Source organism: Bradyrhizobium sp. USDA 4452 (assembly GCF_054063575.1).
This window is the reverse complement of the sequence record NZ_JBSSGK010000001.1, coordinates 5405910-5431872: the sequence shown is the minus strand read 5'-3', so window position 1 is coordinate 5431872 and position 25963 is coordinate 5405910. Positions and strand designations below refer to the sequence as shown.

Genomic DNA, 25963 nt, shown 5'->3' with positions numbered 1-25963 from the left:
GCGGCACTCGGGGAAAGGGGCCTTCTCAGAGCCGTGGCTTTAAGGCTAAAAGGGCCGTGAACGCGGCCCTTTGGCGCGTTTTTTGCTGATTTCGCTCGAAAGCAGCGCCTAAACGCCCCATTTCTTTGAGAAAGCCCATCATGACTCGTGTCGATGCCCATGGATTGAAGATCGCCCCTGTCCTGTTCGATTTCATCGCCAAGGAGGCGACGCCGAAAACCGGGATCGCGCCGGACGCGTTCTGGGCAGGACTCGCCGCCATCATCCAGAAGCTCGGCCCGAAGAACCGCGAGCTGCTCGCGGTCCGCGACACCTTGCAGGCCAAGATCGACGACTGGCATCGCGCCAACAAGGGCAAGGCCTTCGACATCAACGCCTACACCGCGTTCCTCAAGGACATCGGCTACCTGCTGCCCGAGCCCGCGACCCACAAGGTCGAGACCGCCAATGTCGACGAGGAAATCGGCAAGATCTGCGGCCCGCAGCTCGTGGTGCCGCTGACCAACGCCCGCTACGCGCTGAACGCCGCCAACGCGCGCTGGGGTTCGCTGTACGACGCCTTCTACGGCACCGATGCGATCCCGCATGATCCGAGCGAGACTGGCCGTGGCTACAGCAAGGCTCGCGGCGACAAGGTGATCGCGAAGGCCAAGGCGTTCCTCGACGCCGCCGTGCCGCTCGCGACCGGAAGCCACACCGACGTGACCTCCTATGCCGTGATCGCGGGCCAGCTCTCGGTCAAGCTGAAGAGCGGCAATTCGACCGCGCTGAAGAACGCCGCCCAGTTCGCCGGCTATCTGGGCGATGCCGCCCAGCCCACCGCGATCCTGCTCGTCAACAACGGCATGCATGTCGAGGTCAAGATCGACCGCAGCCACGTCATCGGCAAGGACGATCCGGCCGGCGTCGCCGACATGATCCTGGAATCGGCGGTCTCCACCATTCTCGACATGGAGGACTCGGTCGCCGCGGTCGACGCCGAGGACAAGGTGCTGGTCTATCGCAACACGCTCGGCCTGATGAACGGCACGCTGTCGGCCGATTTCGAGAAGGGCGGCAAGACGCTGACCCGTTCGCTCAATCCCGACCGCGTCTACAAGAAGCCCGACGGCAGCGAGCTGAAGCTGCACGGCCGCAGCCTGCTGCTGATGCGCAATGTCGGCCACCACATGTTCACCGACGCGGTGCTCGACGCCAAGGGCGAGGAGATTCCCGAAGGTCTGCTCGACGCCGCGGTCGCCGGCCTGCTCGCGATCCACGACCTCAAGGGCAATTCCAAGGTCAGGAACAGCCGCACCGGCTCGGCCTATATCGTCAAGCCGAAGATGCACGGTCCCGACGAAGTGACGCTGACCTGCGACCTGTTCGCCGAAGTCGAGAAGATGCTCTCTCTGCCGGAGAACACGCTAAAGGTCGGCATCATGGACGAGGAGCGCCGCACCACGGTCAACCTCAAGGCCTGCATCCAGCGCGCCTCCAAGCGCATCATGTTCATCAACACCGGCTTCCTCGACCGCACCGGCGACGAGATCCACACCTCGATGGAAGCGGGTCCGATGATCCGCAAGAACGACATGAAGGCGCAGCCCTGGATCAAGGCCTATGAGGACTGGAACGTCGACAACGGCCTGATCGACGGCCTGCCCGGCCATGCCCAGATCGGCAAGGGCATGTGGGCCGCGCCCGACAAGATGGCCGACATGTTGGCGCAGAAGATCGGCCATCCGCAGGCCGGCGCCACCACCGCTTGGGTGCCGTCGCCGACCGCAGCCACGCTGCACGCCCTGCACTATCACCAGGTCAACGTGATCGCCCGCCAGCAGGAGCTCGCCAAAGGCGGGCCGCGCGCCAAGCTCGAAGACATCCTCACCATTCCGGTGTCGCAGTCGAACTGGGCGCCCGACGATGTGAAGCAGGAGATCGACAACAACTGCCAGGGCATCCTCGGCTACGTCGTGCGCTGGATCGACCAGGGTGTCGGCTGCTCCAAGGTGCCCGACATCCACGATGTCGGCCTGATGGAAGACCGCGCCACGCTGCGCATCTCGAGCCAGCATCTGGCGAACTGGCTGCATCAGGGCGTCATCACCCGGGATCAGGTGATGGAATCGCTGAAGCGCATGGCCGTCGTCGTCGACAAGCAGAACGCCGGCGATGCGCTCTACAAGCCGATGGCGCCTTCATTCGACGGCGTGGCCTTCAAGGCGGCCTGCGACCTGATCTTCGAGGGGCGCACCCAGCCAAACGGCTACACCGAATACATCCTCACCGCGCGCCGCCGCGAGGCCAAGGCTGCGGGTTGATCCGCGAGCGATCGCAACGATTGAGCAAAGCCCCGGCGCGAGCCGGGGCTTTTTTTGGCGCCGCGCCCGCCGTCGCAGGGGGCGGCCAACCAAAATATCGAAAACAACCCCATGCACAGTAGCCGGCGGGCCCGGCAACCTGCCTCGTCGAGCATATCAGCGGTAACATTATACTATTCCGAAATTGTGCAGCCTGTACGCGGGATGCGCCATTGGCGGCTCCGGGGGTGACGGCGTGATTGCTTTGCTTGCTCAGTGTCATCACCCGCGCAGGCGGGTGACCCAGTATTCCAAAGGCCGCAGTGCTTGAGCCGAAACGCCGCGGCTTACCGGATCGCCCGGTCCATGTGCGCAATTGCGTACAGGCCGGGCGATGACGGCGGTGCATCCACGTCATTGCGAGGAGCGAAGCGACGAAGCTAGAAAACCGCCAAATACTTCAGCAGCGAGACGATGCCGATGATGATGACCACGACGCGCGCGATCTGCTTGGCGCGGCCGTCGAGCGGCAACATGTTGATGAGATAAAGAACCAGAATAATGACAAGGAAAGTGACGAGTACGCCGACGAGCATGCGGGGCCCCCTGATGGCATCGGTGAATGTGCTGTTCGCAGTTTGCTAACGTGCGAAGGGAAGGTCGGTTCCTGATGACGGAACCGAGGCTGGCCGCCACTTGCGCAAGCGAGGCTATTCGCGCGCCAGCACAGGCGCGCGCTCATACCTGGCGCGGATGCGATCCGGCGCCGGCGTGAAGTTGAGCGACGCACCGCGGCGGTCGGGGCGGCCGACCGACATCAACCCGTCCTTGCCGGCGACGATGTCACCCTTGCGCAAGGTCGGATCGTCCTCGATTTTGACCGCGGCGAGCCCGACGGGGTCCTTGCCGTTGCAGGTGCAGCCCGAGACGATCTCGTCGCGATAACGGAATGCGTTCGGCAGCTCGGAATACGGCTTGCCGTCCTCGGTCGCGGCGTTGTCGATGTTGCCGCCATAGACCACTTCGGTCGCGCTCGCCGGGCAGAAGCTGTTGCAGCTCTCCGCCTTGCTCTGGTTGCCGGTCGCAGCCAGCGGGAAATAACGGCCGTCGCAGGTGCGCACGCAATAGGCCTGGCCGCCGTCATAGCGCGCGCGGCGTTCGGTCCGCGGCACCGGCGCCGGGCCATCATCGAACGGCACCCGGATGACCGGCGGGCGGCCCTGCATGAAGCCGCCGAACAATTGCGAGAAGAAATCCTGGGCTTGCGCCGCGGGCGCCAGCGAAAGTCCGAGCAATGCCGCCGCCCCGAACGCCAACCGCCTGGAATGTCGTTTCACCATCACCGACCTCGCGCCACAACACTCCTCAGTACAACGAGGCACCGGTCGGAATGTTCATCGCCTGACGACCGGACGGCAGCGTCATCACGGCGGGGCGCGGCTGCATCGGCGCGGGGCGGACAGAGATCTGCGTCGTACTCGGACCGAGCTCGCGGGCGGCGAGATGCGGCCCGTTCTTCGGCAGCACCACGACCTTGGTGCCGACATTGACGCGATTGAACAGGTCGGTGACGTCCTCATTGGTCAGGCGGATGCAGCCCGAGGAGACGAACTTGCCGATGGTCGAGGGATCGTTGGTGCCGTGGATGCGGTACTCGCTGGAGCCGAGATACATCGCGCGGGCGCCGAGCGGATTGCCCGGGCCGCCGGCCATGAAGCGCGGCAGATAGGGCTGGCGCTTGATCATCTCGGCCGGCGGATGCCAGTCCGGCCATTCCGCCTTGTTGCTGATGGTCTGGGTGCCAGCCCAGGTGAAGCCCTCGCGGCCGACGCCGACGCCGTAGCGGATCGCCCGGCCACCGCCGAGCACATAATAGAGCGCGGTGTTGCCGGTATCGATGATGATGGTGCCGGGCGCCTCCGACGTGTTGAGCGCGACGGTGGTGCGGCGCAGCCGCTCCGGCAGCGCGCCGTCCTCGGTGGCCGCGGCCGAAGGATCACTCATCACCTCGTCGGAGGGAAATCCGCCCGTCTGGGTCGACGCATAGCCCAGCGCGGAAGAGCGGACCTGGGCGCTGGCCGAATTGGCGACCATGAACGGCGTCGCCAAGAGGATGCTGGTGAAGGCAAGATTACGAGCAACGGTGCGCGCGGCGCGCGACGCAAGCCGGCGGCTGGAGAGAGACTGCTGTGTCATGTGCTGCCCCTGGACGGGATGCGCATCATGGTGATGCGATGCCAGACCAACGCACGTGACCGTCAGACAGTTCCGCTGCGAATCGTCGCGAAGTCGCGATTGTCAACCCGCCGGCCCTCACGAGAGCGCGATGGAACCATTGCCGGGGCGACGCCGTTGTCGTGCGCAGTTTGACGCAAATTCATTTGTCCCCATTCGGGAGGAGTCTTGTGCGCGCCTTTCCGGGTGAACGTAGGCTTGGCAACGCGCCCGAAGGCACGCCCCTCCCCGACAGCAAAGCCGAACTGCCGCCGGTGATCAGCCGCGCCGAGGTCACAGCCTTCGCGCTGGTCGCGCTGCTGGTGATCGTCGTGGTGGCGGTGCTTTATTTGGCGCGCGCGGTCTTCCTGCCGATCACCATGGCCTTCATCGTCGGCACCATGCTGTCGCCGGCGGCGAGCCTGCTCGAGCGCTACCGGATTCCGCGTGCGCTCGGCGCCGTGCTGATCGTGATTGCGGTCGGCGCCGCCGTCAGCTTCATGGTCGGGCTGATCGCCTCGCCGGTGATGCAATGGAGCTCGCGGCTGCCCGAACTCGGCGCGATTCTGAAGCAGAAGCTGCATGTGTTCGACCGGCCGCTCGCGCTGTGGCAGGAACTGCAGAGCATGGTCGGCGGCTCCGATACGCTGGCCGCGCTGCAGATGCCGAAATTCGAATGGGTGCAGCCGACGCTGGAATTCGTCTCACCGACCTTCGCCGAATTCCTGCTGTTCATCGCCACTCTGATCCTGTTCATCGCGAGCTGGACGGATCTGCGCCGCGCGCTGGTGATGACCTTCAGCGATCGCGCGGCGCGGCTGCGCACGCTGCGCATGCTCAACGAGATCGAGGTCCATCTCGGCAGTTATCTGCTGACGGTGACCATGATCAATGCCGGCGTCGGCATCGTCACCGGCGTGATCTGCGCGGCGACCGGCACGCCCAATCCGGCCGGGCTCGGCGCGCTCGCCGCGACGCTGAACTTCATTCCGATCATCGGTCCGATCGCGATGTTCGTGGTCCTGGTCGCGGTCGGCATCATTTCCGCGCCGACCATCGGCGCGGGGCTGATCGCACCGGCCTGCTTTGCGGTCGTGACCTTCATGGAAGGGCATTTCGTGACGCCGACGATCGTCGGCCGCCGGCTGTCGCTGAATGCGCTCGCGGTGTTTCTCGCGCTCGCATTCTGGACCTGGCTGTGGGGCCCGATGGGCGCCTTCCTGTCGTCGCCGCTGCTGATCGTGGCGCTGATCGTTAAAGAGCATTTGATACCTGTCAATTCGCCGCAGCTGCCTGAAGGCTAACAAAGCGTTTTCAAGCGAAGTGGGCACCGGTTCGCGTGAAGAAAACGCGTCGAACCACAAAGCCGGTTTCGTACCTGGAACCTTGAGCGGTGCGAAGCGTTTTTCTCCGAACACACACGTTTTCCGGGAGCTTTCGATGTCGAGCACGGACAGCACATTTGGGATCAAGAACATGACGGACAAAGCGACCTACGAACGCCTCGAAAAGGATGTCACTGCCGTGAAGAACGATATCGCAGCTCTCACCGAACAGATCACCGACGCGCTCAATTCGTTCGCCAACAACGCCGGCAAGCAGGCCCGCCGCCGCTACAAGGACGCGCGCGCCAACGCGGAAGAGGCGCTCGACGACGTGACCGAGCGCGGCAGCGCGATGATGGGCGCGGCACAGGAGGCTGCATCGTCGATCGAGGAAACGCTGGAAGAGGTGATCACGCAGCGGCCGCTGGCGACCGTCGGCCTGGCGCTCGGCCTCGGCTTTCTGATCGGTGTCACCTGGCGGCGCTAGGTCATGCGCAAACCACCGTTCCGGACGCGATGGCAGCGCTGGCACGCCGCCACCGCGTTCGTCGATGCGCTTTTCAGGGCAAGGTTCAAAGCAGGACTTTTCAGGGCAAGGTTGGTCAATGCTTCAGCGGCTGATCGATGACGTCAAGCAATCCATCGGCAGCGCGTTGCGGCTGACGTCGCTTGCGGCCGCCGCCGCGGTCGCGCTGCTCATCACCATCGCCTTCCTGTGCGCGGCCGCCTTCGTCTATGTGCTGCAGCACTACGGTGCGGTGGAAGCATGCCTGTCCGGCGCCGCGGTGTTCCTCGTCGTCACGCTGATCGTCATTGTCGTTTACACGGTGCGCAAGCGCGAGATGCAGAGGCGTGCCGAGAAGGCGGCCAAGGCCGCCAAATCCGCCGCGGCGACGATGCTCGCCAACCCCGCATTGATCGCCACCGGCCTGCAGATCGCCCGCGCCATCGGCGGCAAGCGGCTGATCCCGATCCTCGCGGTCGGCGGCCTCGCGCTCGGCCTGATGGCAAGCCGCAGCGCCGCCCGCGGCAGCGAGGAGGCGGAGGAAGAGGAATAGGAATAGCGTTTCTCCCTCGGGACGCGAAGCCAGCACCGCCCAACCGTCATCATCGCCCGGTTCAAGCCGGGCGACGACGTCGTGCAAGGGGTTCTCAGGTCACGCAGCGGCCGGGCTGCAGCAGCTTGGCCACTTCGGTCAGGACGCTGACCACCGGCTCGCAGGCCACCTTGCGAGTGTCGCCGGGCCGCGCCCGGGCGGGCGCTGCGGGACGATTGCGGGCTTCTTCCCGCGCCACGGGAACGCGGACCAGGACCGAAGTATCGGGAAGCCGATCGAGCTTAAGCGCGACGGTCCGGCTCGGCAGGGCGGCAATCGGAGCCACGGCACGATCCGTTTTGGCGGCGCGATTGACCGCGCTCTCCGGCGCCAATGCGGTGGTGACCTGCTGTCCGCCGATGAGATCGTGGCCGGACGCCAACTGAACCGCGCCAAGCGTCAGTGAAGCCGCCAACGCAGCGAAAATTCCTTTTTGAATCTTTGACATGGCAATGTCCCTCGCCCCACGGAAATTCCCTTTGGCGATCACGGACACAACGCGAACGAAACCTGTGGGGTTCTCGCGTCCAGCCATCACTTAACCGTGTACGAAAAAATTTTGGTTCGCACGGAACGAGTCGTGGGTCTGCGAGTCGTTACAACAGCCGGTTATTCCCCCTGCCCCATTGACCGGCGACGTAGGGCGCGACCGTGGTGATGCCGGTCGCGCCCTGCTCTTTTTCTGAGCGCCGCGAACGATGCGTCAGGCGGACTGTCCATCCTTCGCAAATTGAAGCTAGGCGTTGCAGGACCGCGGTCCGACCTCAGGCATCATCGCCCGATGGTGTGTCCTGGGATCGAACAACCGTCACTTCACGGCATGACGGGCAACGGCCGACGTGAAACTTGATTCCGGTTGTCTGGTCGTCGACGAGCATCAATTCGCTCAAGGCCTCGCCGCATTTGCAAGTGACCGTTTTCTTATCGGCAAAATACATCTGACGTCCTCCATAAGCCTGGAGATTTCATCTCGTCATTGGGGCGAACCCGCTTGCGCCGTGCTCGCCCCCTTAGCTTCCGCTCCTTCTCGGCATGTCGAACCCGGACAATCCGGATGATGGTCGTGGTGTCCGGCGCTTATCTCGAACCGGTCTTCCGCGGCTCCCCGGCTTCGCGCGCCTGCCGCTCGGCCTTGAGACGCTGGAAGTTGTCGTAGAACGCCTTCTCGTTGGCGCGATGCTCCTTCATCGCCTGCGACGCCTCTTGCTGACGCTGTGCGTCACGGACCTTGCGCTGCTCGGGAGTGAGATTCATGCGACCTCCAACTAAGTTCTTGAATCAACGTTGGATTCAATGCGCGAGGCCGGAAAAGGTTGCAGCGGGAAGGCCGGGTATCTATTTGCGCAGGCTCGCCCAGACGCCGCCGAGGATCAGCAAACCGCCAACCAGATGGATCAGCCTCGGCGGCTCGCCGAGGATGATCCAGGCCAACAGGGCGCTCGCGATCGGCGCGACATAAAGCACGAGCGACGTCCGCACCGAGCCGAACCTTGCGCCGAGCCAGGCGAAGCCGGCATAGGCGAGCAGGCCCGGAACGATGCCGGCGAAGACATAGGCCTCAAGCGCCCGGACGTTGAAAACCGCAGCCGGCGTCGCCCACATCTCCTGAAGTGCCGGCGGCAGCGAGCACAGCGCGCCGGCCGCCGCGAACAGGCTGACCCGCGCCAGCAGCGAGGCGCGCGGCGCGACGCGTGATTGCACGATCGTATAGCCGGACCAGCCGAGCATCGCGCACACCACCAAGAGGTCGCCCCAGGCCGCGCTCGACTGCGCCAGCGTTTCCAGATGGCCGCCGGAGACGATCAGCAGCGCGCCTGCAAGCGCCAACGCGGTGCCGAGCCATTGCAGCGGACCGATATGCTCGATGCCGAGCGCCGCCGAAATCAGCAGCACCATGATCGGCGACAGCGCGAAGATCAGCGCGATGTGGATCGCTGATGTGGTGATGCCGGCGATGTAGACCGGGCCGCCGCACAGGAACATGCCGAGGAAGCCTGCGGCGAGGATCGGCCAGAAATTCCGCGCCAGCGGGATCTTGCCGTCCCGGACTGCAGCGATCGCAAACGGCGCGAGGCCGATGGCGATGATGCTCCAGCGGAACAAGGCCAGCGAGAACGGCGGCACCGAGCCGGCAAGGCCGCGCGCCAGCACCTGGTTCGAGGCCTGCCCGACCGCGACCAGGATGAATCCGGTCAGCGCGACCGCGTCCTCCCAGCCTGAGGCCGGACGGCTGACGGGCGCCTTCGGCAACTCCGCATCCATGACACCGCCCCCTCAGCCGGTGCGCAGGGCACGCGCCCGCTATCGCTGCGCCGCCTCGCGCTCCATGTCGCGGCCGGTCATGTCCTCGCCCTGCATGTTGGCGTATTCGCGCGCCATCTCGCGCATCAGGAATTTGGCGGGGACGTCGTGATAGCTGCCGTGGTCGTTGACATACTGCATGTAGGCTCGCCCGGCGCCATCGAAGGGATGCAGCAGCGCGTCGGAATGGCCGTCGAAATCGAGCGGCTTGACGCCAAGCTTGGCGCACAGCGTGTCGTTGAAGGTCGGGGTCGCCTTGCGCCAGGCGCCGTCGACGAACACTTCGGTGAAGCCGTGCCAGCTGAACAGGTCGGAGCCCATGCTCTGGCGCAGCTTCTCGGTGGTGAGATGGTTGCGGACATCGGCGAAGCCGACCCGCGCCGGGATGCCGTGGACCCGGCAGGCCGCCGCATAAAGCGCCGCCTTGCCGACGCAATAGCCGTTGCCGGCGGCGAGCACGCTGGAGGCCCGGTAGCTCTCCGCCGAGCGCATGCTGACATAGGGGTTGTAGCGGATGCCGTCGCGCACCGCGGTGTAGAGCCGGCTCGCGATCTCGCGCGCACTGGCGCCGGCCGGGACGGCGGCGCGGGCGAACGCTTCGACGGCCGGATGATCGCTGTCGACATATTCGCCCGGGTCGGTGTAGAGGCGGCTGATCGTATCGGGGAGATGCTCGGTCATGGCGCAAGCTTAGCAAGCCATGGACGCAGTTCAATGCAGCACGTGCAGCCGCATTGCAGAGCTGCCGTTCCGTTCTCGCCGTTCAGTTCTTGAAGCGTTCGTCCAGTTGCGGCGGCCGGTAGCTGCGCCGCTTCGCCTTGAAATATTCGCGCGCGAAATGGATGCCGATCCCGATCAGGAACGGCGGGGCAAGCGCGGCAGCGATCATGAACACCGTGATCGACTTCGGCGTCAGGATGTCCAGCACCATCGACGCCAGCAGCCACAGCGTGGCAGCAATCACCGCGACGTCGACATGCTTCATTTCTCCGGTCTTCCCTTGGTCCCTGACCTCGCTCCGGGTTCCATCCTACCGGCTGCCCCCGCGCACGCCAAGGATTCCCGCAGTAAACGATACCTGCGCCCTTCACTTTTTGGAACGGCGCTCGCGCTGGCCACGTTGGTCGGAAGTGACCAGGCGAGGAGGCCGCGATGGGCAATTCCAGTGACATCCACAACGGCGCCGATCATCCCGCCAGCCAACACGGCGTCAATGACCCGGTCGGCGGGCTCGACGTGAAGCGGACGTTCGACGACAACCAGACGCCGCACGAGCGCGCGCAATGGGCCGCCGATGTCCGCGCCGAAGCCTTGCCCAGGCGTGGCGAGGCGTTTCTTCCCGAAGCGCTGCGGCGGCCGCCGACCGCACCGCTGAATCCGCGCACCGGCCGCCACCCCACCGATTAGCGTCTGGCGAGATGGTGTATCCGTTTGTCTGTTGACCAGTCATCCTCGCGCGGAGGCGAAGCCTTTGCCCGGGATGACGAAAAGCGGAGGCGCGTCGTTGACCATCGGGCCGCGGACGCCCGCCGAACAGGGAAGACCGGGAAGCTCCGCCATTCTGCGCCCTTCTCGTTCGCAGGGTCACGCAGCGGATCGGCAGTGGCGCATGCTCCTGCGGACGCTGTCGCGCCCGGTACGAGTCATCAGCCACGTGGCGGTTATCGGAGGACTCGATCCCCATCAGCATCCCCATCAACGCGGGGAAGGGGACGAGCGGCGCGACGGGCAAGGAGTCCCCGCGGCGCCGCTGTCGTCGTCACTCGCGCGTCGACAGCATCGCGTTCAGCTCGACCGCTGTGCGCAGCTGCTCGATCCGCGCGGCGATCTGATCGCGCTCGGCGCCGCTCGGCAACTCCGCGAGCTGGCTCTCGAGCCGCACCCGGTGCTCTTCGAGACGCTGTTCGAAGGTGTGGGGTTCAGACCGTTTCCGCTTTCGAATCGTCTTCTCCATCACTCGTCCTTGGCGGTTGCAGACCGGGACTATTGGCCCAGCGGTCCAGTTGGTCGATGACCCGTGCGTGGCTCGGACGCCGCGGCTTTGGGGCTTCCGGTTCCTCCGACAGCTTGCGGGGCAGCTTGACGTGGTTGGTCATGGCAGCACTCCCGCCAGACAACGGGATGGGCGCCGGATCGTTCCTCAATATTTTACGTAAGACATTGATATTGCTTGATAAATATACTCAATCGGCGTCTTTTTACAGGTTTGGGGAACCCGCTGCCACTTGGTTTGTTTAGCAAACTGCTCAACTAACTAATTCTTGGCGGTTTGCGATGAATGAGCTTCGCGCTGAACGTCTTCAAGTGATGCTTTCTCCCGACGAATTATCGGCCCTCGACGATTTCCGCTTCAAGCACCGCATGCCGACCCGCGCCGCGGCGGTCCGCGAACTGCTCAAGCTCGGTCTCGCTGGCACCGGTATCGATGCCGCAGCCGGAGTGAAATCCAGCGAGTACGGGGTGTTCGATCGAGGGCCCGAAGGGCACACACAGGAGGACGCGCCGAGCAAGTGACGGCGCGTTGCGCTGGTCCGACGGTTCAACCGGCGACGAACAGGTCCACGACCGCTTTCAGGGTGCAGACCACGAGTGCCGAGGTGAACATCGCCGTGCCGAGATCTACGAGATAAAGCAGCTGCGCCTTCTGCTCCGCATCAAGCCGCGCGATCGCCTTGCGCATGGCCAAGCTCCCTTTTCAGAAGAACGCGTCGCGTGAACGTCGGTTCCTTCGACCGGCAATTCACGCCCGCTGCAGCGCCAGCGTCACGCCGCCGAGTGTCAGCGCCATCGCGCCGATCTCACGCAGGCCGAGCGGCTCGCCGAGGATGATCGCGGCCGAAATCACCCCGATGACCGGCACCAACAGCATCCCCGTCGACGCCGATGTCGGCGGCAGCCGGCGCAGCGTCTCGAACCAGGTGAGATAGCAAATGCCCATCGGCATCAGCGTCATGTAGGCAAGACAGCCGAGGCCGAACGGCGTGATCGCGGCATAGTTCGGATGTTCGAACAGAACGCCGAGCAGCAGCATCACCAGACAGCCGATGCCGACCTGCCAGGCCACCACCGCAAGCGGCGGCATCGGCAGCGGCTTGCGGTTCAGCACGTTGCCGAGCGCAAACAGGGTGGCGCAGGCGAGCGCCAGCGCGATGCCGGTGAGCTTGTCGGCGCCGAACGCAAAACCGCCTCCGCCGAGCAGGAGCGCGACGCCGGCGACGCCGAGCACCAGCGCCGCCAGGTCCCGCAGCGTCGGGCGGCTGTGCAGTACCGGCCAGGCGAACAGCATCGCCCAGATCGGCATGGTGTAGGCGAGCAACGCCCCCTCGCCGACCGTGACGAATTTCATCGCGATGGTGCCAAAACCCATCCAGGCGAAGACATTGGTGAAGGAGGCGAACAGCAGCCGCGGGACCGCCTCGCACGGCACCGCGAGCGACTGGCCGCGCGCCAGCGCCAGCGTGGCGAGGATCACCGCGGCGCAGGTGCCGGCGAGTCCGCGGGCGAACAGCGGCGGCCATTGCTGCAGCAGCAGCTTCATCAGCGGCCAGTTCAGGGCCCAGCCGAAGGCCGTCGCCACCAGGCAGAGAAAGCCGATCGTTCGGTCGCGTTGCGTCGTATCCATCGGCCGCGCTTAACAGGGGGAGGCGCGCAATGCCACATCGCATCGCGCATGCGGACCACCCTCTCAGGCAAAGGTCCCGATCGCGATCTTCGGCCAGCCGTCGCTTTTCCGTGCGACGGCAAGTCTGCTGGTCCAGGCATCGATCAGGCTTGCGATCAAGAGGCGCCCGGTCCCGCGCATGTCGGGCAGTTTCATGGTCGGCGTGCCCAGCGTCAGCGCGACCACGCCATGGGTCGCCGCGAGCAGCGCGGTCGCCAGCCGCTGCGGCAGGCCCGGCGCAGGCTCGGCGCCATGCGCCGCCAGATATTCCCGCACCGAGATCACGAACAGCTCGAAGCTGCGGCGCGCGATCTCGGTCTCCCCGAAATAGACGCCGTCGGGAAAGCGGCGGTCCTCGACCGTCCCCGACATCGAGAACAGCGAACGGAAATGATCGGGGTTGTCGGCCCAGTAATCGAGATAGGTCTCCATCACGCGCCGCAGCCGCTGCTCGCTGTCGGCGGTCTGCGCGCGGACCCGTTCGAGGCGCTCGGCCACCGCCTCGAGATTCTGCTGCTTCACCGCGAGCAGCAACAGCAGCTTGGTTGGATAATATTTGAGGACGGTGCCCTTGGAGTAGCCGATCGCGTCGGCGATCTTCTGGATCGAGACGGTCTCGAGCGTGCCGGCGGCGAACTCCTTGCGCGCGGTCGCGAGGATCAACGCCTTCAGCGCCTCCTTGTCGGCATCCTGGCGCGCCCTGCGCTGAAAGCGCCGCGCACCCTTGCTGGCTTGCTCCTCGATCGACATTGCCGTCTCCTGGCCATGTCCTAGAGGCTTTTCCGTCCCGATGGAATCGAAACGAGGCTCGCTCTTGCCATACCTCAGTTAATTGACTATGGTCAATTAACTGATCGCACAACACGGGAGGATGCAATGAGCGCGCATGCGAGTCCCCTTGCCGCCGATATCGTCCGCAGCGATTTCGATCCGTTCAGTCCGGCGACGCGGGCCGATCCCTACGGCATTTATGCGGAGCTGCGCGCTACGGCGCCGGTGGTTCGCCTGACCAAGTACGATATCTGGGCGGTGCCGCGCTTTGCCGAGGTCAAGGCGATCTTCGGCGACCATGTCAAATTCAGCAACGCGGGCGGCGCCGGGCTTGCCAACCACTTCAAGGAGAAGCCGTGGCGGCCGCCGAGCATCATCCTGGAGGCAGATCCGCCGCTGCACACAAGGACCCGCGCCGTGCTGGCGCGGATCCTCTCGCCCGGCGCGATGCATCGGCTCGCGGATGATTTCAAGGCGAAGGCCGCAACGCTGGTCGACGGGTTGGTGGCACGCAGCTCGTTCGATGCGATCAAGGACGTCGCGGAGGTGTTTCCGGTCAGCGTGTTTCCCGACGCGCTCGGCATCGACCGGGAAGGCCGCGAGAACTTCCTGACCTATGGCGCGATGGTGTTTGCGGGCTTCGGGCCGGAGAACGATTACTTCCGCGGCCTGATGAAAGAGGCGCCGCGCGTGCTGCCGTGGGTCGCGGCGCGCTGTCAGCGCGAGGCGCTGCGCCCTGGCAGCTTCGGCGCGCAGGTTTATGAGGCGGCCGACGCCGGCGAGATCAGCGCGGAAGAAGCGCAGCTGCTGGTGCGTTCGCTGCTCTCGGCCGGGCTCGACACCACGATCAGCGCGATCGGCATGGCGCTGTACACGCTGGCGCGCCATCCAGGGCAATGGGCACTGCTTGCAGCCGATCCGTCGCTGTCGCGCGCCGCCTTCGACGAGACCCTGCGCTTCGACTCGCCGGCGCCGTTCGTGTTCCGCACCACGCCGCATGACACCGAGATCGCCGGCGTTGCGATCGGGAAGCATGAAAAGGTGCTGCTGCTGCTTGCTTCCGCCAACCGCGACGAGACGCGGTGGGAGCATGCCGAGCGGTTCGATGTCAGGCGGCGCCTCTCCGGGCACATGGGCTTCGGTGTCGGCATTCACGGCTGTGTCGGGCAGATGGTGGCGCGGCTGGAGGCGGAAGCCGTGATTGCAGCGCTCGCCGCCCGCGTCAGGCAGTTCGAGATTGCCGGTCCGGTCGCGTTCCGCGGCAGCTCGGGCCTGCGGGCGCTCAGCACGATGCCGGTCCACGTCACGCCCAAATAGGCCGCGAAAGCGGCGGATCCGCCGCTAGATCCCGTCCAGGACCTCGCGCACCTTGGTCGCCAGTTCGTCGATCGAAAACGGCTTCGGCAGCAGATTGGTGCCGGGGTCGAGGATGCCGTTGTGGACGATGGCGTTGCGGGTGTAGCCGGTGGTGTAAAGCACCTTAAGGCCCGGGATGCGCTCACGCGCCCGTACCGCGAGATCGTGGCCCGACATGCTGGGCATCACCACGTCGGTGAACAGCAACGCCACCGAAAGCCCGCCATCGAGGAGTTGCAGGGCTTCGTGCGGATTGGCGGCACTGACCACGGTGTAGCCGAGCTCCCGCAGCGCCTCGACGGAAACGCCACGCACGCGGTCCTCGTCCTCGACCACCAGGACCACCTCGTTGTTGTGGCCGCGATACGAAGCGATCGGCGCACGCCTGACAAGGTCCGGGCCCGCTTCACCGCGGTACCGCGGCAGATAGATCTTGACGGTCGTACCGACGCCGATTTCCGAATAGATCTTCACATGGCCACCGGACTGGCGCACGAAGCCATAGACCTGGCTGAGGCCGAGTCCGGTCCCCTTGCCGACCCCCTTGGTGGTGAAGAACGGATCGAACGCCTTGGCGATGACCCCTTCGGTCATGCCGCTGCCGTTGTCCGCCACGGCGATCATGACGTACTGGCCGGGCGGAATCGAATATGCCTTCGCCGCGACCTCGTCGACATAGCTGTTGGCGGTCTCCAGCGTGAGCTTGCCGCCACCCGGCATCGCATCGCGGGCGTTGACGCAGAGATTGAGGATGGCGTTTTCGAGTTGGCCGGAATCGGCGCGAACCCGCCACAGGCCCGCGGCCAGCACGGTTTCAAGACCGATGGTCTCGCCAAGCGTGCGTGCCAGCAGCTCGGCCATGCCCGAGATCATCTTGTTGCCGTCAAGCGTCACCGGCGCGAGCGGCTGCTGACGCGAGAACGCAAGCAGGCGCTGGGTGAGGCCCGCGGCGCGCTGCGCGCCGTCGACGGCGGCCTCCACGAAACGCTCGACATCGTTTTCGCCCTTCGCAAGCTTGCGCTGGATCAGATTGAGGCCGGCGATGATCACCGCCAGCATGTTGTTGAAGTCGTGAGCGATGCCACCGGTCAACTGGCCGACGGCCTCCATCTTCTGGATCTGTCGCAGTTGCTCCTCGGCCTTGGTCCGCTCCTGGACTTCTTCCACGACCCGCTGCTCCAGCGTCGTGTTGAGGGCCTGCAACGCGGCTTCGGCGCGGCGCCGCTCGGCGACCTCGCGCTCAGCGGCCTGGAATAGCCGCGCGGTGTCGATCGCGGTCGCCGCCTGCGCGGCGATACCGGCGATCAGCTGCTCGGCACGATCGCCGAAGACGCCCGGCTCGGGATGGCCGAAGAACAGCCCACCCAGCACCTCGCCGGAGCGCGACACGACGGGCGCCGCAAGATAGCTACGCACCGGCAGATGCCCTTTCGGCATCCCGTAATGCGGATCGTTCTTGCCGTAGCGGGGATCCTTCAGGATGTCGTCGGATCGCACGATCGCGTCGCCATTGAAGGTCGGCGCGAACACCGCCGTGTTGCGCGGCATCGGAAACCGCGAGAACGCCTCGCGCGGCACGCCGGACAGGGTGTAAAGCATGTAGCTCTCACCCGTGTCGTTGATCACGTTGTAAAAGAACGAGCCGAAGGCAGCGCCCGTCAACTCGGTCGCCGCATCGGTGACGATCTGGACAGCACGATCGAGATTGAGTTCGCCCGCCACCGCACTGCCGACCTTGTTCAAGAGCTCGAGGACGTGCGCCTCCTCTTCAAGCCGCACGGCACGCTCCGCCCGTGAGCCGGACAGTTCGAGGTTGGCGGCAACGCGCGCCAGCAGCTCCCTCGCGCTGAATGGCTTGACGAGATAATCGTCGGCGCCGATCTGCAGGCCCTCGACCTTCGCCTCCTCACCTGCGCGTGCCGACAGGAAGATGACCGGCAGCCCTTTCAGGTCCCGGTCGGAGCGCAGCGCATTCAAGAGGCTGATGCCATCCAGGCGCGGCATCATGATGTCGCTCAATACGAGGTCGGGCCGCTGCCGCCAGACCGCCTCCAGCGCGGCCTGCCCATCTTCAACCGCCTCAACGTCATAGAGCGGCGCGAGCAGGCGGCGCACATATTGGCGCATGTCGGAATTGTCGTCGGCGAGCAGGATGCGTTGCCGCCGTCCAGCGACCGCAGGCGCTGCGAAACCGAGATCCTCCGATGAGGATGGATCAGGTCGATCGCCGGGGTCACCGCCAGCCAGCCATCCCATCGCCTCATCGAGATAGGCCTGTGCGCGAACACTGCTCGAGGCGGCCGCATTGCCCGCACTGATCTGCTCGGCCGGAAGATGCGCCGTTCCGAACGGCAGCGCGATGGTGAAAGCGGTCCCGCGATCGATCTCGCTGTCGACCCGGATCTGCCCGCCATGCTGCTTCACCAGTTCCCGTACCAGCGCAAGGCCGATACCACTTCCTTCGAAAGAGCGGCCGCGCGCGCCCTCGACGCGCTGAAACCGATCGAATATGTGCGGCAGCGCTGACGCCGGAATGCCGGTCCCCGTGTCACTCACGACGACCTCGGCCGCAGTACCGTCGGGCGAGGTCATGATGGAGACCGCAATCTCTCCATCGAATGTGAACTTGAACGCGTTCGAGAGCAGGTTGAGGACGATCTTCTCCCACATGTCACGGTCGACATAGACGGGCTCCGGGAGTGCCTCGGTCTCGATCAGAAGACTCAACCCGGCCTTCTCGACAGTCGAACGAAAACTCGACGCGAGGTCGGACGTCAGCGCAACAAGGTCGACCGGCTCGTATGTGGCGGAACTCCGACCCGCCTCGATGCGCGCGAAATCCAGCAGCGTGTTGACCAGCTTCAGCAGACGCTGACCGTTGCGGTGTGCGATGTCGAGCAGCGAACGCTGCTCTGGCGGTAGATGCTCGTCCGCCTTGGATATCAGCTCTTCGAGCGGGCTCAGCATCAAGGTGAGCGGCGTACGGAATTCGTGGCTGACATTGGAGAAGAAAGTGGTCTTGGCGCGATCGATCTCGGCCAGCGCCTCGGCGCGGCGGCGCTCCTCCTCATAGGCCTGTGCATGGTTGATTGCAGCGGTGATCTGCGCCGATACCAACCCGAGGAAGCTCGTGTAGCGTTCATCGTAGACGCGGAATGGATTGAGCCCCGCGATCAGGAAGCCGGCGACCGCATCACCGGCAGCAAGCACCGGCAGCACGACGGCTTGGTCCGGCGCCTGGCGCCAGCCGCCGGAAGGGAAATCGAGACCGAACAGGCTTTTCAGGTCCTGCACCAGCACGCCGTCACGGCTCGCCTGCACGTCGGCGACCGGCCACGCTTCGCTGCCGTCGAGCGCTAGCTGCGGCTTCACCCCGACATGATGCCGGTCCATGCCGCTGGTCGCGGCCAGCCGCGCAACCTGCTCCTGCTGATCGATCAGATAGATCATCGCGAAAGGCAAGTCCTGAGGATCGGTCGCCAGTGCCGCGGCACTGCGCTCGCAAGCCTGGCCGACGCTTCGCGCCTCGGCCGCGCGGCTGGCAAGCTCGCGCAGAAGCGAGAGCTGCCGCTCGCTGATCACGCGCTGCGTATCGTCGGTATTGGCGCAGAAGATTCCGGCAGGCAGACCGTCGGCATCGGGAATCGGGCTGTAGGAGAACGTGTAGTAGGTCTCTTCGGGGAAGCCGTTGCGCTCCATGATCAGCAATTGGGCCTCGACATAGGTGCCCTCGCTCCCGCTCATCGCCTTGGTGAGCAGCGGCGCAATGTCATCCCAGATCTCGCGCCACACCACGCGGGTCGGCTCGCCTAGGGCGCGCGGATGCTTGCCGCCGATGATCGATTTGTAGGGATCGTTGTAGAGGAAGGTCAGCTCCTTGCCCCAGCCGATCCAGATCGGCTGCTGCGAGGTGAGCATGATGCGCACCGCAGTCTTGAGGCTTTCCGGCCACACCTCGGGCGGCCCCAGCGATGTGCCTGCCCAATCCCGATTCCTGAGGAGGCCAGCGAGCTCGCTGCTACCGATGAAGAGATGTTCGCTGGTCACGCCACGCAATGTCGCCGGGGTTGGTAATCTCGACACAACGGCTCCCGCCAAGCCCAAACAATGAAAAGCAAACTCTTGCTGACAATGTCAGTTCCTAAGCGCTCTACCGGCCGCCCGACGCCTGGCAGCAATCCGGGCTAGCAAAGAAAAAGCCGGCGTACCTTTCGGTACGCCGGCCGTATTTTTCCCGCTTTGCGTAAATTCAGATCATGCCGACGCGGCGCGCGGCGTGCGGTTGCGCGAGTTGCGCTGGAAGAACAGCGCCTGGCTCGCCACCGCCGATACCATTGCCGGCTGGAACGGTTTTGAGATCAGGAAGGCCGGCTCCGGCCGCTCGCCGGTCAGGAAGCGCTCCGGATACGCGGTGATGAACACCACCGGCACCTCGAAGGTCCGCAGCAGCTCGTTGACCGCATCGAGGCCGGACGAGCCGTCGGCGAGCTGGATGTCGGCGAGGATCAGGCCGGGCTTCTTGTTCTTGGCGAGCGCCACCGCATCGGAATGTGTGCGCGCAACGCCGATGACGTTGTGGCCGAGATTCTTCACCAGGCTCTCGAGGTCCATCGCGATGAAGGTCTCGTCCTCGATGATCAGGACATCGGTGGCGATCTCGGCGGCCATCTCGCGGCCGGCGGCATCGGTCAGCTTGCGCGTTTCGGCAACGTCGGTGCCAAGAATGTAGCCGACCTCCTCCTCCGAGAAGCCTTCCAGCGACAGCAGCAGGAAGGCCTGCCGCGGCAGCGGCGTGATGTTGGAGAGCCGGCGCTCCGGCGGCAGCGAGAGCGTCGCCACGTCTTCATTGTCGTTGTTGTTCACCGATACCGAATTCCAGATCTGGGTGAACAGCCGAAACAGGCCGGCGCGCGGGCCGTGCGTCTGGTCCAGCAATGATCCGTCCTGCAACAGGGCCTCGAGCATGGCCCCGACATAGGCGTCCCCGGACGCCTGGTTTCCGGTCAGTGCGCGCGCATAGCGGCGCAACAGCGGAAGGTGTTCGGCAACGATCTGCGATCGGGACATTCCCACTCCATCCTTGTTCGTGAGGCCAACCGGCCTGCGACCCGTGCTCTGGGGCGGCGTACCATTTTGGGGCGACCCCGGTTCCCCTGCATGCCCAACTACGCGCGAGCGCCGGAAAAGTTCCACGAAATAGTTCCAGGCTTCCGGAACTTTATGCGCAACTTCGCATTAGCTCCTGACCGACGAGGCAACGCGGCCAGCCTCTTTTTTCGAGGAAACATCTTGGAAATCAGAGACTTAACTCCCGGGGAAGCGTGGATCAGATCATGAAGGAAGTGAAGAAGCAGGGCGGTCTCAACGCCGAGATTCAATCGAGAATCGGCCACCAGCTGCGTGCCATGTACGACGACGTCGTGCGGCAGGGGGTGCCCGACCGCTTTGCGGAGCTGATCCGCAAACTCGACGGACCCGAGGCTGCCGCGGCGGCCGTGGCCGGGGGCGATACCGACAAGAACAATGGAGGGGACTAATGCCTCTCACGAATGAACTTCGCGACGACATCCTGGCGTCGGTCCCGAGCCTGCGCGCGTTCGCGATCTCGCTGTCCGGCAATGGCGACCGCGCCGACGATCTGGTGCAGGAGACGCTGCTGCGGGCAATCGCCAATATCGATTCATTCCAGCCCGGCTCGAACCTGCCCGCGTGGTTGTTCACCATCCTGCGCAACCTGTTTCGCTCCGACTACCGCAAGCGGCGGCGCGAGGTGGAAGACGCCGAGGGCAACTATGCCAAGACGCTGAAGAGCCAGCCGTCGCAGGCCGCGCATCTGGAGTTCGAGGAATTCCGCGCGGCGCTCGAAAAGCTGCCGCAGGACCAGCGTGAAGCGTTGATCCTGGTTGGTGCCTCCGGCTTCTCCTACGAGGATGCCGCGGCGATCTGCGGCTGCGCGGTCGGCACCATCAAGAGCCGCGTCAACCGTGCGCGATCGAAGCTCTCCGCGCTGCTCTATGTCGACAGCGCCGAGGATTTCGGTCCGGACAACACCGTGCGCGCCGTGATCGGCGGCAACGGTGGATAGGCACCACGACGGGCGGTGGATACGAAGAGGCGGTCCATGAGGGCCGCCTTTTTTATTGACCTGAACAGCCCGGCCGGCGCGCTTAGCCCGCCATCGCCTGCTTGACGGCGGCCGGCTTGAAGCCGTTCCTCAATTCGAGGATCTTGGCCGCGATCTCGGTCACCGGGACCGGATGACTGAACAGGAAGCCCTGGGCCTCGTTGCAGCCTTCGGCTCGCATGTGGTCCAGCTGTTCGACGGTCTCGATGCCTTCGGCGATCGTGGTCATGCCGAGGCTTCTGCCGAGGCTGATGACGGCGCGCACGATCGACTTCGATCCATGCGTCGCGGTCGCGTCGCGCACGAAGGATTTGTCGATCTTGAGCTTGTCGAACGGGAAACTGCGCAGATAGCTCAGCGACGAATAGCCGGTGCCGAAATCGTCCAGCGCGATGCGCACCCCTTGTGCTTTCAGCTTGTGCAGCGTCGCAAGCGTCTCGCTGCTGTTGGCGAGGAAGACGGATTCGGTGATTTCGAGCTCCAGCCGGCGCGGCGACAATTTCGACGCCGCCAACGCGTTGACGACGACGTCGATGAAGGCGGGATCGCGAAATTGGACCGCGGAGACGTTGACCGCGAGCTTCATCTCCGTGGGCCAGGTGACGGCCTGCTCGCAGGCGCGATTGAGCACCCATTCTCCGAGCGGGCCGATCAGGCCGATCTCTTCGGCGATCGGGATGAACTGGTCCGGCGGCACCAGTCCGCGCTTCGGATGATGCCAACGCAGCAGCGCCTCGAAGCCGCAGATGCGATCGAGATGCAGATCGTAGAGCGGCTGGTAGTACAGCGAGAACTCGTCCTTGGCCATCGCCTCGCGCAGGTCGAGCTCGATCGCCCGGCGCCGCTGCAGGCTGGCGTCCATCGCAGGCTCGAAAAAGCGCCAGGTGCCCCGGCCTTCCATCTTGGCGCGATACAGCGCGACGTCGGCGTTCTTCAGCAGCTTCTCGCCGGTGGTGCCGTCGCCCGGCGACATCGAGATGCCGACGCTGCATCCGACCACGACGCGATGCCCATTCAGCTCATAGGGAGCGCCGACGCATTCCACGATGCGGCGAGCGAGCCGTTCGGCCTCCTCGCCGCCCTGGACGCCGCACTGGATGACCGCGAACTCGTCGCCGCCCAGACGCGCGACGGTGTCGACCTCGCGGACGCAGGCGTTGAGCCGGTCCGCGACCGCGCACAGCAATTCGTCCCCGACCGGATGCCCGAGCGTATCGTTGACCTGCTTGAAATTGTCGAGATCGAGGCAGAACACCGCGAAGCCGGATCCGCGGCCGACCTGGGCGACCGCGAGCTCGATCCGTTCCGCCAGCAGCGTCCGGTTCGGCAGCCTGGTCAGGGCATCGTGCCGGGCCATGAACGCGATCTGCGATTCGGCGCGCTGCTGTTCGGTGACGTCCTCGCAGGTCACGAGCCAGCCGCCGTCGGATGTCGGCCGCTGCGCGATGGCGATGATCCGTCCATCGCTGAGATGCTGCAGATAGTTGCCCTCGTGCTGGGCCATCGATCGCTCGCGTTCCGCCAGCAGGTCGGCGACGCTCCGCTCACCGTGACTGCCGGCGGCGACGCTGAGGCCGAGCACGTCCTCCATGGTCATTCCGGGAACGACGAGCTCCGGCGAAATATCGAAGATCTCGCAGAACCGGCGGTTGGCGACCTGCAGCCGCGCCTCGCTGTTGTACAGGCACAGCCCTTGCGACATGTGCGTGAGCGCCGCATCGAGCCGCAGATTGGTTTCATGCAGCTCGGCCTTCTGCTGCTTCAACGCGGAGATGTCGCTGTAGACGAGAACGACGCCGCCCTCCTGCGTCTCGCTGCGGCTGACCCGCAGCCAGCGCCCGTCGGCAAGCTGCGCCTCGCTCGCGAATCCATCGAAGTCACCGTCGGCCGGCGCCAGGCTGGGCGCGTCGAGCCGATCCGACTGTAGAAGCTGCGGCGAGAGGCGGATGAATTCGCTGGCGCGCGAGTTAGCCAGCGCGATCTGGCCGTCCGCATCGAGCAGCACGACGCCTTCGTGCGACGTTTCGAGCGCATCGGAGAGCCGCGCCTGGGCGGAGCGGCGTTGCGACACCTCTTGATCGACCATCCGCCTGATGTTGTCGCGCATGGTTTCCATGGCGGTCAGCAGCGTGCCGAGCTCGTCGGTGCCGCCCTTGGGGACGGTCGCATCGAGGTCGCCGCCGGCGATGCTTCGCGCGGCCCGCGATGCAATGGCGACCGGCCCGATGATCCGGCGCGCCAGCAACCACGAGAACAGCGCCGACAGGAACAGCGCGACGGTCAGCCCTGCGACGTTGAGCTGCAGATCCCGCTTGATGGTCGACAGCGCCTTTTGCCGGAACAGGAAGCCGTCACCGGCCGTATAGTTGACCAGCAGCTCGACCTGCTGGCTGACGATCTTGGAGTAGCGATCGACATCGCCGACCGTCGTCCCCGATACTTGCGGATCAGCCGCCGCATTTCCCTCGACCGAGGATCCGATCGCACGGCGATGCACTGCCATCCAGGCGTCGGCGGCTTCCTGAACCTTGGCCGCGGCTTGCGCGGCGCGCGAGGACTGCGAGCGATCGGCGGCGATCGTCAGGTCTTCGGAGAGCGTCTTGGCGAGCTTTTCGATCTGGCTGTCGAGGCTGGCCCGGATTTCCGGATCCGTGGTCAAGAGACGCTGCGACGAGGCGACCCGCATCGAGGCGAAGTCCGCACCGGCGGCGCGGGCGTAATTGATCGACATCAGGGATTCGTCGAATGTCTTGGCTACCAGATCGCCGGCATGGCGGATGCCGAGGATGGAATATCCGCCGAGCGCGACCGCAACGGCGCTCATCGCGAGGCAGAAAATCAGGATCTGGGTGCGGATCGAACCCGTGGTCAGGGCAATGCGCGACAGGCCGCCGGTTGCGAGCCGGAAGGCTGCACCGATCTTTACCTTGAGGTTGCCCAACAGGCTATCCATACCCGCGTTTCGCCGTAGTGCTCGATGTTCAAGCTACGCAGAAACGCGCAGCGCTTGCGGAAAAATGACTGTCTGCTCAAAATTGCTTTAGTAGTGACTGCAACTCATGCTGAAATCGTTAAGATCAGCTAGCGATAATCACCCTTACAGGTAATCCGGGACGCTTCATTTGCACGCTCGAGTAGCCGGGGTTGGAATTCCAAGCGGGGGTCTCATGCAGTCAGGCTTGTTGCGCATCCGGCGCCTCGGCCGGTCCGGCCGCGTGCCTTTGATGGCCGCGATTGTCACGGGAGCGCTAGCCGGCGCCGCTCTGGGTGCCAGTCCCTATGTCATTTCGCAGAAGGATCGTGAATTCAAGCCCGCAGAGATCTCGATCAAGCGCGGCGAGGTTTTACGATTCATTAACGATGACGGCGAGCTGCTTCATCACGCTTATTTGAGCAGCGATACGTTCAGTTTCGACTCCGGCGACCAGCAGCCGGGCAGCAAGTTCGACGTCACCTTTTCGGTGCCAGGCGACTACACCGTGTTGTGCGGCATTCATCCGAAGATGAAGCTTGCCGTCCATGTCGCCAAATAGTCCCCCACAGCCATCACGATCTACAGGATCGAGGTCTTGAAGATCGCGGCGTGGCCGAAATAGTAGACGAACAGCGTCAGCGACAGCGCGGCGCAGAGCGCGACCGGGGCAAGCCATGCCGCGCGACGATCGCGCGGCAGCACCTTGTTGTCGGCGACAATCGCAAACAGCACGGCGATGATCGCCGAGTGTCCGATGGTGTCGATCTTGCCGAATTCGAAGCACGCGCTGATGAACATCCCCACCAGCACGGCGGCGGCGCAGCGCCGGATCAGCGGCGTCCAGATCAGGGCGAAAGCGAGCGTGAACTCCACCATGCCGGCAGCGCGCATGTAGAATTCATTGTCGAAGCCGAGGGTCATCCCGGCATGCTCGATCAGGAGCGGGAAGCTCCATTCCGGATAGGCCCATTTTTCGATCGAAGCCCACATCAGCGTCACCGCCGCGGCGTACCGCATGACGTCGATCGGGCGGATGCCGAACAGGTCCTTGTTCAGCCCGATCAGTGCAAAATAGGCGGCAACGCCTAGAAAAATCGGGTAGTCGGCGAGATGGAAGACGCCGTAGTCGCGGATACCGATCCCGAACAGGATCGCCATTCCCACGGCCGAGAGCGGCAGCGTGCGCCGAGACAGCATTCCGGCGGCGATGGCGAGTTGCAATGCGCCCACCAGCGGTGACGACGTCTTCAACTCGGGCGTCAGCAGGATCCCGCCGACGGCCCAGATCGAGATGAAGAAGAAGGCGCAGACCGCGCGCATCATCGTCTCGGTGTGCAGCCGCAGACCTTCGGTAATGCGGTCCAGCACGCGAATGGTCGCATCGCCGAGCGATGTCGGTTCGATCAGGCAGCCCGCAAACAGCCAGAACACGGCGACGCCGAGCAACAGTTCAAAATCGAGGCAAAGGACATTCTCGAGTCCGCGCGGCTGACCGGCGACATCGTAGGCGCAAAACCATTTGACATGTGCCTCGGCACTGCGCGCGGCTGTGACACAAAACAAAACCGCTGCAAGGCACGTGGCGAAAAAGGAGCGCACAGCCGACGCGGCATCTCGCTCCCGCCCACTAAACATTGAACCAACCGCCCACACACAGATACGCTTAAGGACTTGCACGCTTAAGGACTTGTTTAACTTATATCAAATTTTACGCATTGCGCCTGCCCAGACATCCGCTGGTTGCATTGTGGTTAATTGCGGCAGCCAGGTCCCAGCCCGTCCTTCAGTGCGTCTTTTCCGGCCGGTTCCATCGAATTTTAGCTAATTCCGGCACGGGGGCTCAATTCAACTGTCGTAG

The 25963-nt window shown here is 64.6% G+C and carries 27 protein-coding genes and 1 riboswitch; of the genes, 10 read left to right on the top strand and 17 right to left on the bottom strand.

The genetic code is table 11. The features are described from left to right. Positions 1-140: 140 nt before the first annotated feature. Positions 141-2303 (top strand): malate synthase G, encoded by a 2163-nt coding sequence (locus ACVISU_RS25950; RefSeq protein ID WP_456708768.1) that lies wholly within the window; start codon positions 141-143, stop codon positions 2301-2303. Between the two features lie 419 nt (positions 2304-2722). Here ACVISU_RS25950 and ACVISU_RS25945 read toward each other — a convergent pair whose 3' ends face one another. From ACVISU_RS25945 to ACVISU_RS25935, 3 genes are all read right to left on the bottom strand, one after another. Then, positions 2723-2878 carry a Thivi_2564 family membrane protein gene (locus ACVISU_RS25945; protein WP_021076357.1) on the bottom strand — a complete coding sequence of 52 codons (156 nt, stop codon included), beginning with the start codon at positions 2876-2878 and terminating at the stop codon, positions 2723-2725. A 114-nt stretch (positions 2879-2992) separates the two neighbouring features. Continuing rightward, entirely contained in the window at positions 2993-3622 is a 630-nt protein-coding gene (locus ACVISU_RS25940) for a DUF2865 domain-containing protein (protein ID WP_456708767.1), read from the bottom strand. 25 nt (positions 3623-3647) lie between these two features. Next, positions 3648-4478: a L,D-transpeptidase gene (locus ACVISU_RS25935; RefSeq protein ID WP_456708766.1), complete on the bottom strand. Its 831-nt coding sequence runs from the start codon at positions 4476-4478 to the stop codon at positions 3648-3650. A gap of 209 nt (positions 4479-4687) precedes the next feature. Between ACVISU_RS25935 and ACVISU_RS25930 the strand changes: the two genes are divergently transcribed. The 3 genes from ACVISU_RS25930 to ACVISU_RS25920 all read left to right on the top strand — a co-directional run bounded on the left by ACVISU_RS25930 (position 4688) and on the right by ACVISU_RS25920 (position 6879). Continuing rightward, positions 4688-5800: an AI-2E family transporter gene (locus ACVISU_RS25930; protein WP_456708765.1), complete on the top strand. Its 1113-nt coding sequence runs from the start codon at positions 4688-4690 to the stop codon at positions 5798-5800. A 136-nt stretch (positions 5801-5936) separates the two neighbouring features. Next, a complete protein-coding gene (locus tag ACVISU_RS25925; protein WP_050405397.1) occupies positions 5937-6308 on the top strand; it encodes a DUF883 family protein in 372 nt (123 codons plus the stop codon). 118 nt (positions 6309-6426) lie between these two features. Then, positions 6427-6879 (top strand): hypothetical protein, encoded by a 453-nt coding sequence (locus tag ACVISU_RS25920; protein WP_456708764.1) that lies wholly within the window; start codon positions 6427-6429, stop codon positions 6877-6879. Between the two features lie 94 nt (positions 6880-6973). Here the strand turns inward: ACVISU_RS25920 and ACVISU_RS25915 are convergent, their stop codons facing one another. The 6 genes from ACVISU_RS25915 to ACVISU_RS25890 all read right to left on the bottom strand — a co-directional run bounded on the left by ACVISU_RS25915 (position 6974) and on the right by ACVISU_RS25890 (position 10204). After that, a complete protein-coding gene (locus ACVISU_RS25915; RefSeq protein ID WP_050405399.1) occupies positions 6974-7366 on the bottom strand; it encodes a hypothetical protein in 393 nt (130 codons plus the stop codon). A 316-nt stretch (positions 7367-7682) separates the two neighbouring features. Next, positions 7683-7856, bottom strand: coding sequence for a hypothetical protein (locus ACVISU_RS25910; RefSeq protein WP_172803513.1), 174 nt, complete (start codon positions 7854-7856; stop codon positions 7683-7685). 139 nt (positions 7857-7995) lie between these two features. Beyond that, a complete protein-coding gene (locus tag ACVISU_RS25905; protein ID WP_456708763.1) occupies positions 7996-8172 on the bottom strand; it encodes a hypothetical protein in 177 nt (58 codons plus the stop codon). Positions 8173-8253: 81 nt separating this feature from the next. Next, positions 8254-9180 carry a DMT family transporter gene (locus ACVISU_RS25900; RefSeq protein ID WP_456708762.1) on the bottom strand — a complete coding sequence of 309 codons (927 nt, stop codon included), beginning with the start codon at positions 9178-9180 and terminating at the stop codon, positions 8254-8256. 39 nt (positions 9181-9219) lie between these two features. Continuing rightward, positions 9220-9900: a transglutaminase-like domain-containing protein gene (locus ACVISU_RS25895; protein ID WP_050405401.1), complete on the bottom strand. Its 681-nt coding sequence runs from the start codon at positions 9898-9900 to the stop codon at positions 9220-9222. An 82-nt stretch (positions 9901-9982) separates the two neighbouring features. Continuing rightward, positions 9983-10204 carry a hypothetical protein gene (locus ACVISU_RS25890; RefSeq protein WP_050405402.1) on the bottom strand — a complete coding sequence of 74 codons (222 nt, stop codon included), beginning with the start codon at positions 10202-10204 and terminating at the stop codon, positions 9983-9985. Positions 10205-10371: 167 nt separating this feature from the next. On the opposite strand from ACVISU_RS25890, the gene ACVISU_RS25885 reads away from it, so the two are divergent. Next, positions 10372-10626 (top strand): hypothetical protein, encoded by a 255-nt coding sequence (locus ACVISU_RS25885; protein ID WP_456708761.1) that lies wholly within the window; start codon positions 10372-10374, stop codon positions 10624-10626. Positions 10627-10849: 223 nt separating this feature from the next. Continuing rightward, a riboswitch (Fluoride riboswitch) is annotated at positions 10850-10910 on the bottom strand. Between the two features lie 68 nt (positions 10911-10978). Here ACVISU_RS25885 and ACVISU_RS25880 read toward each other — a convergent pair. After that, positions 10979-11173: a hypothetical protein gene (locus ACVISU_RS25880; RefSeq protein WP_050405404.1), complete on the bottom strand. Its 195-nt coding sequence runs from the start codon at positions 11171-11173 to the stop codon at positions 10979-10981. Between the two features lie 320 nt (positions 11174-11493). Between ACVISU_RS25880 and ACVISU_RS25875 the strand changes: the two genes are divergently transcribed. Continuing rightward, positions 11494-11733 carry a hypothetical protein gene (locus tag ACVISU_RS25875; RefSeq protein ID WP_050405405.1) on the top strand — a complete coding sequence of 80 codons (240 nt, stop codon included), beginning with the start codon at positions 11494-11496 and terminating at the stop codon, positions 11731-11733. 25 nt (positions 11734-11758) lie between these two features. Here ACVISU_RS25875 and ACVISU_RS25870 read toward each other — a convergent pair whose 3' ends face one another. The 3 genes from ACVISU_RS25870 to ACVISU_RS25860 form a co-directional block, all read right to left on the bottom strand. Beyond that, entirely contained in the window at positions 11759-11899 is a 141-nt protein-coding gene (locus tag ACVISU_RS25870) for a hypothetical protein (RefSeq protein WP_157113291.1), read from the bottom strand. A gap of 60 nt (positions 11900-11959) precedes the next feature. Then, positions 11960-12841: a DMT family transporter gene (locus tag ACVISU_RS25865; protein ID WP_050405406.1), complete on the bottom strand. Its 882-nt coding sequence runs from the start codon at positions 12839-12841 to the stop codon at positions 11960-11962. Positions 12842-12904: 63 nt separating this feature from the next. Next, a complete protein-coding gene (locus ACVISU_RS25860) occupies positions 12905-13630 on the bottom strand; it encodes a TetR/AcrR family transcriptional regulator (RefSeq protein WP_050405407.1) in 726 nt (241 codons plus the stop codon). 126 nt (positions 13631-13756) lie between these two features. Between ACVISU_RS25860 and ACVISU_RS25855 the strand changes: the two genes are divergently transcribed. Continuing rightward, entirely contained in the window at positions 13757-14968 is a 1212-nt protein-coding gene (locus tag ACVISU_RS25855) for a cytochrome P450 (protein ID WP_456708760.1), read from the top strand. Between the two features lie 24 nt (positions 14969-14992). Here the strand turns inward: ACVISU_RS25855 and ACVISU_RS25850 are convergent, their stop codons facing one another. Further along, the gene (locus tag ACVISU_RS25850; protein WP_456708759.1) at positions 14993-19090 is read right to left on the bottom strand and encodes an ATP-binding protein; all 4098 of its coding nucleotides are present in this window, start codon (positions 19088-19090) and stop codon (positions 14993-14995) included. 171 nt (positions 19091-19261) lie between these two features. Then, positions 19262-20074 (bottom strand): response regulator, encoded by an 813-nt coding sequence (locus ACVISU_RS25845; RefSeq protein WP_050405410.1) that lies wholly within the window; start codon positions 20072-20074, stop codon positions 19262-19264. A 266-nt stretch (positions 20075-20340) separates the two neighbouring features. Between ACVISU_RS25845 and ACVISU_RS25840 the strand changes: the two genes are divergently transcribed. Both ACVISU_RS25840 and ACVISU_RS25835 read left to right on the top strand, forming a co-directional pair. After that, positions 20341-20544 carry a NepR family anti-sigma factor gene (locus ACVISU_RS25840; RefSeq protein ID WP_018269610.1) on the top strand — a complete coding sequence of 68 codons (204 nt, stop codon included), beginning with the start codon at positions 20341-20343 and terminating at the stop codon, positions 20542-20544. Beyond that, on the top strand, positions 20544-21092 hold the full coding sequence (locus ACVISU_RS25835) for a sigma-70 family RNA polymerase sigma factor (RefSeq protein ID WP_016847265.1): 549 nt from the start codon (positions 20544-20546) through the stop codon (positions 21090-21092). Before ACVISU_RS25840 ends, ACVISU_RS25835 begins: the two co-directional genes overlap by 1 nt. A gap of 82 nt (positions 21093-21174) precedes the next feature. On the opposite strand, the gene ACVISU_RS25830 is transcribed toward ACVISU_RS25835, so the two are convergent. Further along, a complete protein-coding gene (locus ACVISU_RS25830) occupies positions 21175-24084 on the bottom strand; it encodes an EAL domain-containing protein (RefSeq protein WP_456708758.1) in 2910 nt (969 codons plus the stop codon). Positions 24085-24298: 214 nt separating this feature from the next. Here ACVISU_RS25830 and ACVISU_RS25825 point away from each other — a divergent pair, with 214 nt between their 5' ends. Then, positions 24299-24664: a methylamine utilization protein gene (locus tag ACVISU_RS25825; protein ID WP_456708757.1), complete on the top strand. Its 366-nt coding sequence runs from the start codon at positions 24299-24301 to the stop codon at positions 24662-24664. A 20-nt stretch (positions 24665-24684) separates the two neighbouring features. Here ACVISU_RS25825 and ACVISU_RS25820 read toward each other — a convergent pair whose 3' ends face one another. Further along, on the bottom strand, positions 24685-25668 hold the full coding sequence (locus ACVISU_RS25820) for a hypothetical protein (RefSeq protein ID WP_050405421.1): 984 nt from the start codon (positions 25666-25668) through the stop codon (positions 24685-24687). Between the last annotated feature and the right edge of the window lie 295 nt (positions 25669-25963).

Excerpts from the sequence above, each read along its gene's own strand:
- ACVISU_RS25910 (WP_172803513.1), bottom strand. The coding sequence starts at position 7,856 with ATGTATTTTGCCGATAAGAAAACGGTCACTTGCAAATGCGGCGAGGCC.
- ACVISU_RS25880 (WP_050405404.1), bottom strand. The coding sequence starts at position 11,173 with ATGGAGAAGACGATTCGAAAGCGGAAACGGTCTGAACCCCACACCTTC.
- ACVISU_RS25825 (WP_456708757.1), top strand. The coding sequence starts at position 24,299 with ATGCAGTCAGGCTTGTTGCGCATCCGGCGCCTCGGCCGGTCCGGCCGC.
- ACVISU_RS25845 (WP_050405410.1), bottom strand. The coding sequence starts at position 20,074 with ATGTCCCGATCGCAGATCGTTGCCGAACACCTTCCGCTGTTGCGCCGC.
- ACVISU_RS25950 (WP_456708768.1), top strand. The coding sequence starts at position 141 with ATGACTCGTGTCGATGCCCATGGATTGAAGATCGCCCCTGTCCTGTTC.
- ACVISU_RS25835 (WP_016847265.1), top strand. The coding sequence starts at position 20,544 with ATGCCTCTCACGAATGAACTTCGCGACGACATCCTGGCGTCGGTCCCG.
- ACVISU_RS25875 (WP_050405405.1), top strand. The coding sequence starts at position 11,494 with ATGAATGAGCTTCGCGCTGAACGTCTTCAAGTGATGCTTTCTCCCGAC.
- ACVISU_RS25860 (WP_050405407.1), bottom strand. The coding sequence starts at position 13,630 with ATGTCGATCGAGGAGCAAGCCAGCAAGGGTGCGCGGCGCTTTCAGCGC.
- ACVISU_RS25895 (WP_050405401.1), bottom strand. The coding sequence starts at position 9,900 with ATGACCGAGCATCTCCCCGATACGATCAGCCGCCTCTACACCGACCCG.
- ACVISU_RS25890 (WP_050405402.1), bottom strand. The coding sequence starts at position 10,204 with ATGAAGCATGTCGACGTCGCGGTGATTGCTGCCACGCTGTGGCTGCTG.
- ACVISU_RS25915 (WP_050405399.1), bottom strand. The coding sequence starts at position 7,366 with ATGTCAAAGATTCAAAAAGGAATTTTCGCTGCGTTGGCGGCTTCACTG.
- ACVISU_RS25935 (WP_456708766.1), bottom strand. The coding sequence starts at position 4,478 with ATGACACAGCAGTCTCTCTCCAGCCGCCGGCTTGCGTCGCGCGCCGCG.
- ACVISU_RS25925 (WP_050405397.1), top strand. The coding sequence starts at position 5,937 with ATGTCGAGCACGGACAGCACATTTGGGATCAAGAACATGACGGACAAA.
- ACVISU_RS25865 (WP_050405406.1), bottom strand. The coding sequence starts at position 12,841 with ATGGATACGACGCAACGCGACCGAACGATCGGCTTTCTCTGCCTGGTG.
- ACVISU_RS25920 (WP_456708764.1), top strand. The coding sequence starts at position 6,427 with ATGCTTCAGCGGCTGATCGATGACGTCAAGCAATCCATCGGCAGCGCG.
- ACVISU_RS25830 (WP_456708758.1), bottom strand. The coding sequence starts at position 24,084 with ATGGATAGCCTGTTGGGCAACCTCAAGGTAAAGATCGGTGCAGCCTTC.
- ACVISU_RS25870 (WP_157113291.1), bottom strand. The coding sequence starts at position 11,899 with ATGCGCAAGGCGATCGCGCGGCTTGATGCGGAGCAGAAGGCGCAGCTG.
- ACVISU_RS25900 (WP_456708762.1), bottom strand. The coding sequence starts at position 9,180 with ATGGATGCGGAGTTGCCGAAGGCGCCCGTCAGCCGTCCGGCCTCAGGC.
- ACVISU_RS25940 (WP_456708767.1), bottom strand. The coding sequence starts at position 3,622 with ATGGTGAAACGACATTCCAGGCGGTTGGCGTTCGGGGCGGCGGCATTG.
- ACVISU_RS25905 (WP_456708763.1), bottom strand. The coding sequence starts at position 8,172 with ATGAATCTCACTCCCGAGCAGCGCAAGGTCCGTGACGCACAGCGTCAG.
- ACVISU_RS25885 (WP_456708761.1), top strand. The coding sequence starts at position 10,372 with ATGGGCAATTCCAGTGACATCCACAACGGCGCCGATCATCCCGCCAGC.
- ACVISU_RS25945 (WP_021076357.1), bottom strand. The coding sequence starts at position 2,878 with ATGCTCGTCGGCGTACTCGTCACTTTCCTTGTCATTATTCTGGTTCTT.
- ACVISU_RS25840 (WP_018269610.1), top strand. The coding sequence starts at position 20,341 with ATGAAGGAAGTGAAGAAGCAGGGCGGTCTCAACGCCGAGATTCAATCG.
- ACVISU_RS25855 (WP_456708760.1), top strand. The coding sequence starts at position 13,757 with ATGAGCGCGCATGCGAGTCCCCTTGCCGCCGATATCGTCCGCAGCGAT.